This window comes from Streptomyces sp. NPDC028907 (assembly GCF_055564995.1).
In genome coordinates this window covers 482740-496711 of the sequence record NZ_JBVHVE010000005.1, presented here as the reverse complement: position 1 = coordinate 496711, position 13972 = coordinate 482740, and the positions used below count along the sequence as shown (strand labels likewise).

14 protein-coding genes are annotated in these 13972 nt (G+C 67.6%); 6 read left to right on the top strand and 8 right to left on the bottom strand.

Annotation, left to right across the window (positions count from 1 at the left end; genetic code table 11):
* Positions 1-138: 138 nt before the first annotated feature.
* Positions 139-573 carry a hypothetical protein gene (locus ACZ4UU_RS18260; protein ID WP_468040916.1) on the top strand — a complete coding sequence of 145 codons (435 nt, stop codon included), beginning with the start codon at positions 139-141 and terminating at the stop codon, positions 571-573.
* 584 nt (positions 574-1157) lie between these two features.
* On the opposite strand, the gene ACZ4UU_RS18255 is transcribed toward ACZ4UU_RS18260, so the two are convergent.
* Positions 1158-2114 carry an alpha/beta hydrolase gene (locus tag ACZ4UU_RS18255; RefSeq protein ID WP_468040915.1) on the bottom strand — a complete coding sequence of 319 codons (957 nt, stop codon included), beginning with the start codon at positions 2112-2114 and terminating at the stop codon, positions 1158-1160.
* A gap of 353 nt (positions 2115-2467) precedes the next feature.
* Entirely contained in the window at positions 2468-3484 is a 1017-nt protein-coding gene (locus tag ACZ4UU_RS18250) for a LacI family DNA-binding transcriptional regulator (RefSeq protein WP_468040913.1), read from the bottom strand.
* A gap of 356 nt (positions 3485-3840) precedes the next feature.
* Between ACZ4UU_RS18250 and ACZ4UU_RS18245 the strand changes: the two genes are divergently transcribed.
* A complete protein-coding gene (locus ACZ4UU_RS18245; protein ID WP_468040912.1) occupies positions 3841-5130 on the top strand; it encodes a glycoside hydrolase family 1 protein in 1290 nt (429 codons plus the stop codon).
* A 205-nt stretch (positions 5131-5335) separates the two neighbouring features.
* Here the strand turns inward: ACZ4UU_RS18245 and ACZ4UU_RS18240 are convergent, their stop codons facing one another.
* Positions 5336-5485: a hypothetical protein gene (locus ACZ4UU_RS18240; RefSeq protein WP_468040911.1), complete on the bottom strand. Its 150-nt coding sequence runs from the start codon at positions 5483-5485 to the stop codon at positions 5336-5338.
* Between the two features lie 153 nt (positions 5486-5638).
* Here ACZ4UU_RS18240 and ACZ4UU_RS18235 point away from each other — a divergent pair, with 153 nt between their 5' ends.
* The gene (locus tag ACZ4UU_RS18235; protein ID WP_468040909.1) at positions 5639-6250 is read left to right on the top strand and encodes a helix-turn-helix transcriptional regulator; all 612 of its coding nucleotides are present in this window, start codon (positions 5639-5641) and stop codon (positions 6248-6250) included.
* Between the two features lie 7 nt (positions 6251-6257).
* Here the strand turns inward: ACZ4UU_RS18235 and ACZ4UU_RS18230 are convergent, their stop codons facing one another.
* The 4 genes from ACZ4UU_RS18230 to ACZ4UU_RS18215 form a co-directional block, all read right to left on the bottom strand.
* A complete protein-coding gene (locus ACZ4UU_RS18230) occupies positions 6258-6710 on the bottom strand; it encodes a response regulator transcription factor (protein ID WP_468040908.1) in 453 nt (150 codons plus the stop codon).
* A 575-nt stretch (positions 6711-7285) separates the two neighbouring features.
* Positions 7286-9799: an ABC transporter permease gene (locus ACZ4UU_RS18225; protein WP_468040906.1), complete on the bottom strand. Its 2514-nt coding sequence runs from the start codon at positions 9797-9799 to the stop codon at positions 7286-7288.
* 91 nt (positions 9800-9890) lie between these two features.
* Positions 9891-10664: an ABC transporter ATP-binding protein gene (locus tag ACZ4UU_RS18220; RefSeq protein WP_468040905.1), complete on the bottom strand. Its 774-nt coding sequence runs from the start codon at positions 10662-10664 to the stop codon at positions 9891-9893.
* A gap of 607 nt (positions 10665-11271) precedes the next feature.
* Positions 11272-11514 carry a hypothetical protein gene (locus ACZ4UU_RS18215; protein ID WP_468040903.1) on the bottom strand — a complete coding sequence of 81 codons (243 nt, stop codon included), beginning with the start codon at positions 11512-11514 and terminating at the stop codon, positions 11272-11274.
* Between the two features lie 412 nt (positions 11515-11926).
* Here ACZ4UU_RS18215 and ACZ4UU_RS18210 point away from each other — a divergent pair, with 412 nt between their 5' ends.
* The 3 genes from ACZ4UU_RS18210 (at position 11927) to ACZ4UU_RS18200 (ending at position 13523) form a co-directional block, all read left to right on the top strand.
* On the top strand, positions 11927-12301 hold the full coding sequence (locus ACZ4UU_RS18210) for a hypothetical protein (protein WP_468040902.1): 375 nt from the start codon (positions 11927-11929) through the stop codon (positions 12299-12301).
* On the top strand, positions 12298-12801 hold the full coding sequence (locus ACZ4UU_RS18205; RefSeq protein WP_468040900.1) for a hypothetical protein: 504 nt from the start codon (positions 12298-12300) through the stop codon (positions 12799-12801). Before ACZ4UU_RS18210 ends, ACZ4UU_RS18205 begins: the two co-directional genes overlap by 4 nt.
* 173 nt (positions 12802-12974) lie before the next feature.
* Complete coding sequence (locus tag ACZ4UU_RS18200; RefSeq protein ID WP_468040899.1) at positions 12975-13523, top strand: hypothetical protein; 549 nt, start codon at positions 12975-12977, stop codon at positions 13521-13523.
* A 5-nt stretch (positions 13524-13528) separates the two neighbouring features.
* On the opposite strand, the gene ACZ4UU_RS18195 is transcribed toward ACZ4UU_RS18200, so the two are convergent.
* The gene (locus tag ACZ4UU_RS18195) at positions 13529-13846 is read right to left on the bottom strand and encodes a hypothetical protein (protein WP_468040897.1); all 318 of its coding nucleotides are present in this window, start codon (positions 13844-13846) and stop codon (positions 13529-13531) included.
* Positions 13847-13972: the final 126 nt, after the last annotated feature.

Here is a 13972-nt window from a genome sequence, read left to right as displayed (position 1 = left end):
TTCGGCGCCTGCCATGCAGGGCTTGAGGAACCAGTGCCTCGCACACCAGCAGCATTCCGCCACATGCGCAACGCCGAGGGGATGTGCAGGTTTTGGCACATCCACATCAGTCCCCCACACTGAATGGAGCATCATCCCATGTCCACGTTCGAAAATCTCCTGCGCAAGCGCCCATTTCGCACCGGTTTCAAGGCGGGTTTGGTAGGACTGGCAGTCCTCGGCGCGCATGTTGCGGGGACGGCTCCATCCGCAGCCGCGACTGACTGGAAAGTCCAGATCGTAAACAGCTCCGTCGGGGGTGGCAGCTTTCTGTCCTCCTCACCCCAAGGGCTTTTCCCCTCACGCTGCTACACCGTCAGCGGCTCCGTAGCCACTGCGACTTACGGGCGCCTTAAGGCCAATGAGACCGAGAAATTGACGGCCTACGCAGACTCGCGCTGCCAGGGCGCTCCCGGCGCGACCGCCTCTTACACCTTCGGCGAGAATGACGACCGGGGCGAGATGGGAAGGGACTGCCAAATCCTCCGGCTCTGGATCAACACCCAACGGCACCTCTGGGCAAATTGCGTCTGATTCCTGGGAGCCACCCGGTCTACGACACAGATCCAGCTGACCGAGGGCCTCGCCATACAAGCTGCCCCTCGGTTGCGGTCCCATGGCCCTCGGGGCTTCAAATCGCAGGGGGCCGACGCGGCCTCTGCCAGGGTGCTTGGTCAAAATGCTCGGCTGGGAAATCCCAGCCGAGCATTTTGCTGAGTACTTTGAGGAGATCCAGGCAACTGGGCGGCTTCTTCTCCGAAACCGCCCGATGTACCGGCTACGCGAGCAACTCCTGGAGATATACCGGCACTGGAGCGTGCCCTTCAAACGGCTGCAGGCAAGTGGGCCCGCAGCCGTACGGTCGCGTGGCGAGCGGGGACCCAGCGGCCGATGCGCAGCTCACGTCCTGTGGCCGAGCAGCGGTGATTTCCTTTGGGCCGGAACGGCCCGTCCGAAGCGGGGCGTCGGGGTACCCGGCAGTCGGACGCGCCGACAGCCAAGGTCGTGCGCAGGCCGGCCGGTAGGGGGTCCCGCCGGGCTGTCCTCGGTGCTGCTGTCTCTGTCGTCGGGCACATGGTCATGCGCCCGTCGGACCGCAGTTGTGAAAGCTCTGGGCTCTAGGAACGTTCCACGCCGACCGCGGGGGTTACCGCGGGAAGAGCCTCATGCACGAAGGCCCGTATCCGCCGACGGCACTCCCGGCCCTCCGCTGAGGGCACTTGGACGAAACCGTGGATCGTTCCCGGCCACTCATCGAGAGCGACCTGGACGTCCTCGGCGCGCATCCGCGCCACCAGCCGTCGTGCGTCGTCGAGCAACAGGTCGTGCCGGCCCACCGGAACGTAGGTGCGCGGGAAGCCGCGGAAGGAACCGAACAACGGTGACACTCCGGGATCGCGCAGATCACGCCCGCCGGCGTACCAACCTGCTGCCTCCAGCAGATGGGAGCGGGTGAGCATGTCGCGTCCGATGTTCGCCGTACTGCTCGCGCCGCTGAGAGTCAGGTCGGCCCAGGGGAAGACCGGCACCACGGCGGCCGGCATCGGCAAACCCTCCTCTCGCGCCTTTTGCAGGAGGACCAGCGCCAGGCCGCCGCCGGCCGACTCGCCGACGACCACCAGTCGATCGGGGCCGGGAGCGCGTACCAGTTCCCGGTAGACGGCCAACGCGTCTTCCACCGCTGCGGGGTACGGGTGCTCAGGCGCACGCCGGTACTCCACGCTGACCAGGTCGGGACCGTTGTCGGCGGACATGTGGGCCGCGGTGACGCCGTCCCGGGCGCTGCCGGCCATATAGGCCCCGCCGTGCAGGTAGAGGACGGTGCCGCGGGCCCGCGCACCGGACGACGCGCGAAGCACCGCGACGCCCGCGATCACCTCCTCGGTCAGCTTCACGCCGCGGGGTGCGCGAGCCAGGGACGTGAGTCGCCGCAGCAGTCGGCGATCCGCGGCCAGGTCGGCCGGCGCACCTTCCTTGCGGCGTCCTCGTCGGCCGAGTGCCGCGCTGACGAGCCGCATGGCGAGAGTGGGGCGCTGGGCGACGAGAGTGGCGGCGATGGCATCGGAGGGGGTCACGCAAGCTCCTTCGGGGGAGACGATTTCCGCGAGGACGCAGACGGCGATCGCAGGCGGCGATCTGCGAGGTGACCGGCTGAAAACGCAGTTGGCTATTCCCTGCTCGGTGCCGGTCGGTTCCCGAGCCACCACGGTGGTCCGCCCCACGGGCGTCGAGGGACGCTGGCGTCACGCCTGCACCGCAGCCGGTTTCTGGCGTCAACGGGCCCTTCCTCGCGCGGTCCCGTCACGCGAGCGCTACTAAAGCGCGTTAGTGACGGGCGCGCAAGTGGTTGTCCGTATTCCCCGCTTCGCGAGAGACAACGGCACACGGGCTGCTGCGGTGCTGCGGTGCTGCGGGACGTGCGCCGAGATCAGACCGAGCTACGCTCGATCACCCTCGTGACCTCAGGGCCGATCGGCACGGGCCGGTCTTCGAGCAGGCTGGTGACGGCCTCGACGAGGTGGCGCGCCGTGTCCCGCATGTCCACCGCCACCATCGTCAACGGCGGGGCCGCAAGGCGCGCGGCCGGGGAATCGACGACGCCGATCACCGCCAGATCCGACGGTGCGGTCAGTCCAAGCTCGCGCAGACCCGCGAGGACGGCCAGGGCTGCCACGGCGTCGTGGGCGCACACGCCGGTGACGGCGGGGGTCAACCCGCGCCAAGCCGTGACGGCGTCGACGGCGGCCCCGGCTCCTTCCTCATCGCTGGGAATGGCCAAAGGCACAGGGGCCGGTACACCGCGCTCGGCGCAGGCGCGCTGCAGCGCCTTCAGGCGCAACTCGCTTGCCTCGGCCAGGCGTTCGTCGTGCGGGCGGGCGTAGCCGAGCCGGCGGTGCCCTGCCCTGAGCAGCCGCTCGACCTGCAGCCGGGCGATGCTGTTCTCCCGAGGCCCCCAGATCCACTGCGCGACGGGGTCGGACTCGGCGGTGAGGGACACCACGGCGCGCACTCCATTGCGTCGCATCGCTGCCACGTCGCTGTCGGGCAGATCCCATGCGAGAACGGCCGCGGGCGTGATGGCGGTCCACGCGTCCCCAGCGGGCTTGCGGGACCACGGGTGGATCACCGCCGTGAGCCCGACCGCCGCGAACTCCGCCGACAGAAACTCGACCAGCGCGCCGAGATCGGTCAGCGGCAGCTGCGGGGGCTGATAGAGGAGCACGACGTCGCTACGGCCGCGACTGAGCGTGCGGGCCTCCGCCGAGGGGGCGTAGCGCAGCCGTGCGGCCGCTTCGAGGACGCGTTGCCGCGTCGACTCGGAGATCGTCTGCCCCTTGGTGCCGTTGAGCACGAAGCTGACGGTGGCCCTGGAGACTCCGGCCTCCCGGGCGACGTCGGCACTGGTGACCCGGCCCCCCGGCCGAGCAGCGGCCTGGCCCGCCATCCGTCCTCCTTCCGCTCTTGTGGGTGTACCACGCCTGATGTACTGTACCGGCCACATCACTAACGCGCGTTAGTAGTGGCCGGCAAACGGTCGCCGTGGCCACGGTGACTCGTCATGCCGTTCCGTCCACAGCCGAGCCGAGGCAGCGAGCCCAGGCAGCTGGTGCGGTGGTTCCAGGTCGTCCGAAGGTCCGTTTTGCTCGACGACCGCGCGCCTGATCTCTTCGTTCGACCCCTTCGTTCGACCCCTTCGTCCGATCTCTTCGTCCGATCTCTTCGTCCGGCGACTCGGCCGCCGGCCCAGTCGCCACGCCGTCCGGACTGATCCCTACGAGCACAGACCCTCAGGAGCTGACCGTGTCCGATCCGTTGATCTTCCCCGACCGGTTCCGCTGGGGCGCCGCGACCGCCGCGCACCAGGTCGAAGGCAACAACACGACCAGCGACTGGTGGGAATGGGAGACCGACCCGACTCCCAAGGCGCCCATGGCAGACCCCTCCGGCATCGCCTGCGACCACTTCAACCGCTACAAGGACGACATCGCACTGCTCGCCGGGCTCGGGCTGAACACCTACCGCTTCTCCGTGGAGTGGGCGCGTATCGAGCCCCGCGAGGGAGAATTCGACCGCGAGGCGCTCCGGCACTACGTCGACATGGCGGATACCTGCCTGGAGCACGGCATCACTCCGATCATCACGCTGCAGCACTTCACGTTGCCGGCCTGGGTCACCCACGCCGGCGCCTGGACGAACCCCAGCCTCCCGTCCTGGTTCGGGCGCTACACCAGGCACGTGATGGAACACCTGCAAGGCCGTGCTCCCTACATCTGCACGATCAACGAACCCGGCAACATGATCACGCGGGGGTATCTGGGCACCTTCCCGACTCCGCCCTTCGTCCGGAACCTCGACGCGTTCGACGCAGCAGCCGCAGGCGTGAACGCCGCACATCGCAACGCCCGGGAGGTCATCCGCGAACTCGAGCCCGGCGTCAAGGTCGGCATGGCGCACGCGCTGCAGGACTGGCACGCCAACTCGGGCGGAACCCCGACCCTGGAATGGGCTCGGGAACTCCACGAGGACCGGTTCTTCGCCGAAACCGCCGAGGACGACTTCGTCGGCGTCCAGACCTACACCCGTCTCGACGTCAACGCCCCCCGCATCGTGGGGTACTTCAGCGCGGCCCTTCTGCGCAGCCGCCGCCTGACGCAGTCACTCGTACTGCCACACCTGCGCCGCCAGGCCGCAGCCGCCGTACCTGTGGAAGGAGCAGCCGACGGGATCCGCCGCACCCAGATGGGATATCAGTGGGCACCGGAGGCAGTCGCATGGACGATCCGACGAGTGGCGCACCTCTTCCCCGGTAAGGAGATCGTCATCACCGAGCACGGTGTCGCAACCGAGGATGACGCCGACCGCATCGACTACATCCGAGCAGGGCTGCGCGTCGTGCACCAGCTGATCGACGACGGACTGCCCATCACCGGATACGTCCACTGGTCGCTGCTGGACAACTTCGAGTGGTGGGACGGCTATCGCCCCAAGTACGGGCTCGTAGCGGTCGACCGCACCACTCAGAAGCGGATCGTCAAGCCATCGGCCCACTGGTACGGCGACGTGGCGCGAACCAACCAGATGCCGGCATGACCCGCCGCCCGGCGACGCGGAGCAACGGCTGGGTCATGCGGCCGTTGCAGGTCTGCCCGCTTCGCGGGTGTGGTGCGGGCCCCGGTGGCGGATTCCGGCGACCATTCGGCCGTAGTCCTGGTTCACCGCACCGGCGTCCTCGCCCGGAGTTCCCTCGCCGTCGCCTTGGTCACCGACCTCGCCGGGTTTCGGAGGAGCACCGCAACTACGTGCGGCTGCTGTTCACCGCTCCCCGCACACACGCCCCGTACGCCGACAACTGACGCACTGTTGCCCGCATCACGGTGACGCGGCTGCGCATGGAGGCCGCCAGGTCTCCGCAGTACACGCCCATCGTCGGCGTCGGCATCGGCATCGGCTTCGGCCGACACCTCATCGCCGGGACCGCGGAACCTGACACCCGCAGCCCATGACGGCCTGGGCCTACTCACCCCCTGCACCCCGACAGCCGCGTCAACGAGTCCAGCGTCCGACCAGGGACCAGGAAACACCGGAGTCGTTCACCCGCATGGAAAAGCTCACAGTCGCCCTGGTCTGCCGCCACGGCCTGATTCCCGACACGGTGGGGGACGTGCGCGTACGTCTGGTACGCGAACCACACGACATCCGCTCCCGCGACGACGTCGTCCTCTTCCGTGGCGAGCGAATGGCGCAGGAACTGATCCGCTTCCGCCTTGAACGACCGGCCCAGCTGCCGCCGGCGGTCTTCCTGGCCCCCTGGCTCGACTGGAGCGACGTCTCATCGGCCTTCGACCACGGCGCGGTCAGCTACCTGCTGGAGAACCGCTACGGATTCCTCCTCGCCGAGGCGATCCAGTGCGCCCCTCACGGGGCGAGCATTCTCGATCCGCTGATCGCGGCCGAACAGGTCAGGATGGCGACACCGCTCAGAAATCCCAGCGCAGCCCCGGAATACCTGGCCCCGCTGTCGCCCCGCGAACAGCAGACCATGGAGCTCCTGTCGAGCGGGTTCACCGTCCGTGAGGTCGCCCGGCACATGTCCTTGAGTGAGAAGACGGTGCGGAACTACCTGACCCGCATCTACGAGAAGCTCGGAGTCAACTCCCGATCCCAGGCGATACTGCGCTGGGTCCGACAGGGTTCGGAGCACCGCCTGTGAACATGATCTACATCTCATGGCCGATCCAGCGCAGGATCGCCTCCGTTCGAGTGTGGACGCCCAGCTTCCCGTAGATCCTGCTCAACTGGTTGCGGACCGTTGGCCGGGTCACGCCTAATTCCTGGGCCACCTCACGGACCGACAACCCTGCGGAGATCAACTCCATCAGCCGCTGCTCCGCACGCGTCAGTTCGTAGCGTCTGCGCGCCCGTGCCCTGGCCCGGGCGGCCGCCCGGATCTGCCGAGCGGCGATGACCGGGTCCAGGACGCATCCGCCATGCACGGCACACAGGAGGGCGTACGGGAGCAGTGTTTCGTAGCGGTTCTCCAGCAGATATCCCCGGGCTTGGCTTCTCAGAGCCAGCGACACATCGTTCCAATCCAGCCGCGGCGCGAGAACGACAACCGGCGGCAAACGGCCCTCCCGGGCAATGGAGATACGCCGCAATTCCACGGCCATTCCGGTTCCGTGCAGGAGTACCACATCGTCGTCATCATGGAGATCGCACGCATCGCACATCATGCGAGCCGGAATATCGCACAGAGGACGCGGTCTGACTCCGTCTTGGCTGAATAAGGCAATCGACATCGCGGCCAACTGTGAAGTAACTGCGACGGGGTGAAAGCAGTGGTATGCCATGGTTCTTCGCACAGTCGGGAAAGCGGAAAGACGGGGGTGCCCTGCGGTGCGGCGCTCTGCGGATCACTGCCGTCGCTCCGGCAGCGGCCGCTCCTGTTGCAGTCCGGATACGAGGAAGGGGACCTCAGGAGTCCAGCTCTGCGATGAAGCCCGTGTCGGCGCTCACTCACGGCCAGGTCATGCACAATTCGGCCTCGATGTCCCGGTCGGAAGAGACAGCCCGCGAAGCGTCCCCTTGAGGTGGCTGGAGGACCCCAAAGCAGCGGAGCCATCGTCCTTGGCCTGCGGATTCCGGAGCCTTGCGCCAGTGGACCACCTACGGCACACCGCGCATGTGGTGGCGCCGGACCACCAGCGCACGGTGTGCCTTCGGCCCCGAGGCGCGCTCGGCCTGTCTACTCGGTCTTGATGGCCATGAGCATGTTCAGCCGGGCCGCGCTGCGGGCCGGCCACATGGCGGCCAGCAGGCCGACCAGCGCCGCCAGCAGCAGGAAGAGCCCGAACCGGTCCCACGGCAGCACAAACGCGTATCCCGGGATCTCCGCCTTGGTGAGCTCGCAGACCGCCCAGCCCAGGAAGGTTCCGACCGCGATGCCGATCGCCGCGCCGAAGAGGGAGATGACCACGGACTCCAGCTGGATCATGCGCGTCACGCCCCGCCGGTCGAGTCCGACGGCGCGCAGCATGCCGACCTCCCGCTGCCGTTCGAAGACCGACATCGCGAGGGTGTTCACCACCCCGAGCACCGCGATGACCAGGGAGATCGCCAGCAGTGCGTACAGCACGTTCAGCACGGTGTCGTAGGCTCCGCTGAGCTCGTCGCGGATGGCCTGCCGGTCATCGATCTTGATCCCCGGGTACCCGGCGAGGGCGTCGGCGAGTGCCTTCTCGTTCGTACTGCCATCCGTCTTGAGGTAGACCTTCGAGAGAGTCGTGGAGGTGGCGTTCGGATCGATCACGTCCGCGGAGAAGACGACCGGCATGACGACTTCGTTGGTCTCGAAGACGGCCCCGACGGTCAGCTTGCGGCTCTTGTCGGAGTCCCCGTACACCGCCGGCAGGGTGTCCCCCACTTTCCAGCCGTGGGCCCGCGCTTCGCCAGCGGCGACGGCGACCTGCCCCTTCGCTAGCGTGCCCTGCGAGCCTGAGACGACCGGGAGCCGGATGGCCTTGTCGAAGTCCGCCGGGGTGACGGCGGAGACATCCTCCTGGACGCCGTCGAGTTGCATCCAGGACTGCTGTTCCTCCGACACCGTCGTGACGCCGGGGACCTTGCGCAGTGCGGCGGACACCGAGGTGTCCAGGCCCGCGCCGCTGTCCGTGACCATGTAGTCCGCCTTGAAGATGTCCCTCGTCACCTTGTCCGTGGACTGGCCGAGGGTGGTGGCGAGCACGGTCATGGCGCTGACCACCGTGAGGCCGATGGCCAGCGCGGAGGCGGTGGCGCCGGTACGGCGCGGGCTGCGTACGGCGTTCTGGCCGGCGAGCTTGCCGGAGACCCCGAAGCCGGCCCGCAGCAGCGGCTGTACGACCGCGATGACGGGCCGGGACAGCAACGGGATCAGCACGATGACACCGGTCACCGCGAGGACGGCCCCGAGCCCGACGAGCCCTTTGCCGGTGGAGTCGCCGGCCCCGGCGCCCACGACGACGACCACCGCGCCGAGCAGCGTGATGATGCCACCGAGCAGGTTCCGTATCAGCAGGGACCTGGTGGTGGCGGGCAGGTGTGCGCTGCCGATCGCCGCGACGGGCGGGATCTTCGCGGCGCGGCGGGCCGGCAGCCAGGCGGCCAGCATGGTGACCAGGACCCCGACGACAGCCGCGACCAGGACGGTCGTCGATGTGACGACCAGCGGCCCGTCCGGGTTCTTCGCGCCGAAGACGCCGATGGTGGACCGTGCCACGGCGGCGATGGCGGCGCCGAGTCCGAGCCCGGCGGCGGCGCCGACGGCACCGACCACCATCGCTTCGATCAGTACGGACCGGGTGACCTGCCTGCGGGAGGCGCCGACCGCGCGCAGCAGAGCGAGTTCCCGGGTGCGCTGGGCGGCGAGCATGGTGAAGGTGTTGGCGATCAGGAAGACGCTGACGAAGAGCGCGACGGCGGCGAAGGCGAGCAGGATCGCACTGAGCGTCTGCGCGTCATTCGCGCCTCCCTTGGCCCTCTCGTCGGCGAGTTGCTGACCCGTCTTGACGTCCGCGTAGTCCGGAAGCAGCTTCCTGAGGGCGGCGGCCAGTTCGGTGTTCGACGTGCCCGGGTCGGCGGTGACGGTGGCGTAGTCATAGAAGCCGGGCTGGAGGAAGAACCGCTGAGCGACCGGCGTGTCGAACAGCGCCAGGCTGTCGCCCAGGGCCACCCAGGTGTCGTCGGTGGTGAAGATGCCGGAGAGCTTGTACGGCTTCGCCGGACCCCTGAAGGCGACGCGCACGGTGTCGCCGACGTGGTAGCCGCCCTTCTGCGCGGTGTCCTTGTCGAGCGCGACCTGCCGGGGCTCGGTGGGCCCGCTGCCGTCGGTGAAGACGTAGAGCGGGTCCTTGCCGTCCTTCCCGGGCGCGAAGTTGGCGCCCACGCCGGACGAGCCACCGCCGATGAGCCCGCCGTCCTTGTCCGCGACGGAGGCGAACCCGTCGACCCGGCCGACGGCTTCGGCGACCCCGTCGAGCCGGGCGATCTCGTCCAGCGCCTTCCGGCTGAGGCCGGGGACCTTGTCGGAGGGGTCGTAGGAGCTGACCTCGACGTCCACGTGGGCGTAGCTCTTGGCCGTCTGGTCGCGGTAGCCGCCGCTGAGGGTGTCGTTGAAGATCAGGGTGCCGGAGACGAACGCGACGCCGAGCATGACGGCGAGCACGGTCATCAGCAGTCTGGCCTTGTGCGCGAGGACATTGCGCAGGGCTGTGCGGAACATGGTGATGTCTGTCCTGGTGAGGTGAGGGGAGGACGGGGGTCGTTCAGGGGGTGCGTGTCGGTCGGTACGACTCGGTGCGGTCCAGCTCCGCTCAGCTCGTACGGAACTTGGGGGCGTCGAAGGCCTTCATGAGGTCGAGGACCCGGTCCGCCGTGGGTTCGTACATCTCGTCGACGATCCGCCCGTCAGCAAGGAAGACGACCCGGTCCGCGTAGGAGGCTGCGACCGGGTCATGGGTCACCATGACGACGGTCTGACCCAACGTCCGCACGGAGTCACGCAGGAACCCCAGGACCTCGGCACCCGCACGCGAGTCCAGGTTTCCGGTCGGCTCGTCCCCGAAGACGATGTCCGGCTTGGACGCGAGCGCCCGGGCGACGGCCACACGCTGCTGCTGGCCGCCCGAGAGCTGGGCGGGGCGGTGCGTGAGCCGGCCCGACAGGCCGACCATCTGGATGACGCTGTCCAGCCACGCCTTGTCCGGCGCCCGGCCGGCGATGTCCATCGGGAGCGTGATGTTCTCGAGCGCGGTGAGGGTCGGCAGCAGATTGAACGCCTGGAATATGAAGCCGACCTTGTCCCGGCGGAGTTTGGTGAGCTGCCTGTCCGACAGGGCTCCCAACTCGATGTCGCCGACGCGGACGGAGCCGGAGGAGAAGCTGTCCAGCCCGGCCACGCAGTGCATCAGCGTGGACTTGCCGGACCCGGAGGGCCCCATGATCGCGGTGAACTGGGACTGCCCGAAGCCGACGCTGACCCGGTCGAGGGCGACCACCTGGGTATCGCCCTGCCCGTAGACCTTGGACAGGTCGGTGGCCCGGGCGGCGAAGGTGGGAGTGCGGGGAACGGGCGGGGAGGTGGTCACGAGGTCGTGCTCCGATCGGGGGCGCGGACAGCCCGGCGCGCGCGCGTACGGCGCGCACCGGGCTGGGGACTCCTCCATCGTCCGGTCCGCACCGCTCCCTCCGGATCAGCCGAAGTACTGACCACCTGAAGCTGATCTAGGAACGGGCCCGGTCATCCTCAGGTATGGCATTGCGTCAGCTCCAAGGATGACTCGCAGGAGAAGCCGCCCGAGAATGGCGGACCAAGAGCCTCAAACCGACAAACCCGTCCCGTCGCCGGCTCAGCCATTCGGCCGATGCCTGAATTCCTCGACGGGCTGCAAGCCACATGACGATGCTCAGGGCGTGTCCGCTGCGACACGTCGCCTCCCGCCTCGCCGGGAGGTCCACATAGTGGTTACCGACGAATCGCTTGCCCATCTTCCGGTCGATTCACCGGCAGATGAGCGGTAACCGTTGCGGGTCCGGGACCGGAGGCTGGAAGGTACCGGAAAAGACGCCCAACGCGGCGTCAGCGGACTGTTCAGCGGCGAGACTCTTCACCAGCGGCCGTTCCTTCACGCGACGTTGCTCGACACCTCGAAGTGTGAAGAACGGCCGCCCTGCTGTCCTCAGAACGAACCAAGATCAGCGGTCAGGTGAACAGCCGAGGTTGAAAACCAAGCTGAGAAGCACGTTCCATACCGAACGGTCGAGGTTCGGCACCGCTTCGCTGATCCATTTCTCCAGGGCGACGAGCCGGTTCACACGGACCCCGCAGAACGCCGGATCCTGCACGGCTACGCGGTCTGGCGCCACCTGCGCCGACTCCGCCGCCGCATCGGTGACCAGCACACCACCCAGCTCCAGGACATGAACGTGCGCTGCCACGTCACCGCGGCCGACAACTTCCTCGCCTGGCTTGTCGCCGAAGGACTCACCCTGGGCACCTGCGCACAAGCCGACCTCGAACGCTGGCTGACCCGACCCCGCCTTCACCTATCGCGACGAGACCGGCCACTTCGTCCGCTGGTCCGTACAGCACCGCCCTGCCCACGGACTGAACTACGGCACCGTTCGCTGGACCGGCCCGCAGGGCACCATCGACAGCGAGAAACGCTGGGCCGGCGCCCGCCGCCTCCTCAACGACGACACGCTGCCGACCCCGGACCGCGTCGCGGGACTGGTACTGATCCTCTACGCACAGGAGATCGCAGCCATCAGCCAACTCACCGTCGATGATGTCAGCATCGACGGCGAGATCGTTGCGATCTCCTTCGGAACCTCGCCCGTCATCCTCCCGATGCCGCTGGCCGCCCTGGTCCGCGAGCTCGTCGCGACCCGACGCGGCAAGGCCAAGATCGGCACTCCGGACGACGTCCCATGGCTCTTCCCCGGCGGACAGCCAGGCCGGCCTCTCAGCAACAGCCAGATCGGTCAGCGGCTGCACAAGATCGACATTCGGCCCCAACAGGACAGGTCCACCGCCCTGTTCACCCTCGCCGCCGAGATCCCCGCCGCGATCCTCGCCCGGATGCTCGGCGTTCACATCCAAGTCGCCGTCCAGTGGCAAAACGCGTCCGGCGGCGACTGGGCCGCCTATGCCGCCGATGCTGGTCAACGCGCCAGCCAGCAGACCGCTCCGCCCGCCGACAACAGAAAGCAGCACTCCCGATGACCGCCTCGAACCTCTCCACAGACTGGCTCACCGGCTGGCAGCAGGAGATCACCGCCGCACTCGAGACGACGCTTTGCACCTTCGAGGCCACCTTCGGCTATCCGCCAGGCGACAACGAAGTGCTCCTGGCGGATGAGGAGAGCCGAGCCGCGACGGCACGGCTCAAGGAGGCCGTGCACATGCCCCAAGGGCTGATCAGCCTCTATGCCACGATCGCCGAGCTCTCGCTACCTGATATCGACCACGGATACTTCGTGCACACACCTGCTCAGGTACTCAACGACATCACCCAGTACGGTCCCGTCCGCGTCACCGATCACGCCACCGGCGTCGTGTTCGGCAGTGACGGCGGAGGCATCCTGTTCGCCCTCGATGGTGACGGAAGAGTCCACCGGTCCACCACGCCATCCTGGTTCGACGACTTCGAGATGTCCGCTTCAACCCTGATCCGCTTCCTCGAACAGCTTCACCAAGCCGTCACGGACTTCGCGAGCCACTGAGGCCCTCATCCATGCCCATGGAACTCGTAACAGGATCATGAGCGGCCTTTCTTGACGTGACTTGAGTGCTTCAGTTGGCGCCGATAGCACACCGCTAGCGAGTCAGTCAAAGGGCTGCAGGCTTGGATCCGAATAGCCTGCGAGCCCGTCGATGACTCCACAAGACTGTCTCCATGAGTGCGTTATGGAGCCTGCTGGCGGCTCCTGCTGGCGCGGTGGTGACCACGCTCATAGGTGTGTTCGCCGGCAGCGCGGTCAGCAGGAGATCTCAGGATCGACACTGGATCAGGGACCAGCAGGTGGCAGCATATGCACGTGTGCTGCGGGAATCGTCTGCGGTACTCATTGGCCTCGGCCAGATGGAAGGAAGTCGTCCCGACTCAGCTCCGCAGGGTGTCGTCGTGGCCACCACTGTCGACTGGCGGCCCTGGAACGAGGCGATAGCCATGGTGAATCTCGTAGCTGATTGCGACACCGCAGAAGCCGTCCACGCCCTCGATGAGCAAATCTGGCAGCTCCACTTCGCTGTGAAACGCGGTCTGACCCCTGACGAGAGCTGGCTGGATCTGCGAGCTCGCGTTGAAGCGGCGCAGGGCCACTTCCTCAACGTCGCGCGCCACCGACTCTCGCTCGCCGGAGGTCCGCTCCGGCGCCTTTCAGGACGACCAGCACTGGACGATCCGATGTGGGCTGCGTATCGACCCGGCTCATCCGCCAACTGAAGCGCTCAGTCACACTTGAGGCGTCTCCAGCAGATGAGGCTGCAAGCCAACGAGATGAAGGCGTCGTGGAGTTCGGTTCGGCGTTCCCAGCGGACGGCGAGGCGCTTGAACTGGTGGAGCAGGGCGAGGGTCTGCTCGACGACGTAACGGAGTTTGCCCAGGCCCTTGATGTTCGGGGCGCCTTTGCCCGAGATGACGGGCAGGATCCGCCGCTTGCGCGGCTCTCGGCGGTTGAGGCTGGAGTCGTAGCCCTTGTCACCAAGAAGTGAGTCGGGGCGGCGGCGCGGGCGCCCGGGCCGTCCTGGCCACGGGCGGGATGCCATCGACCAGGGCGAAGGTCTCGGTGAGGAGTTCCTCGGTCACTTCGAACGCCGCAAGGTCTCGATCGGAACCTGCGGACGAGCCTTCGGCACATCCTGCATCCACGAACACGCCTGCATCCGCTGTCC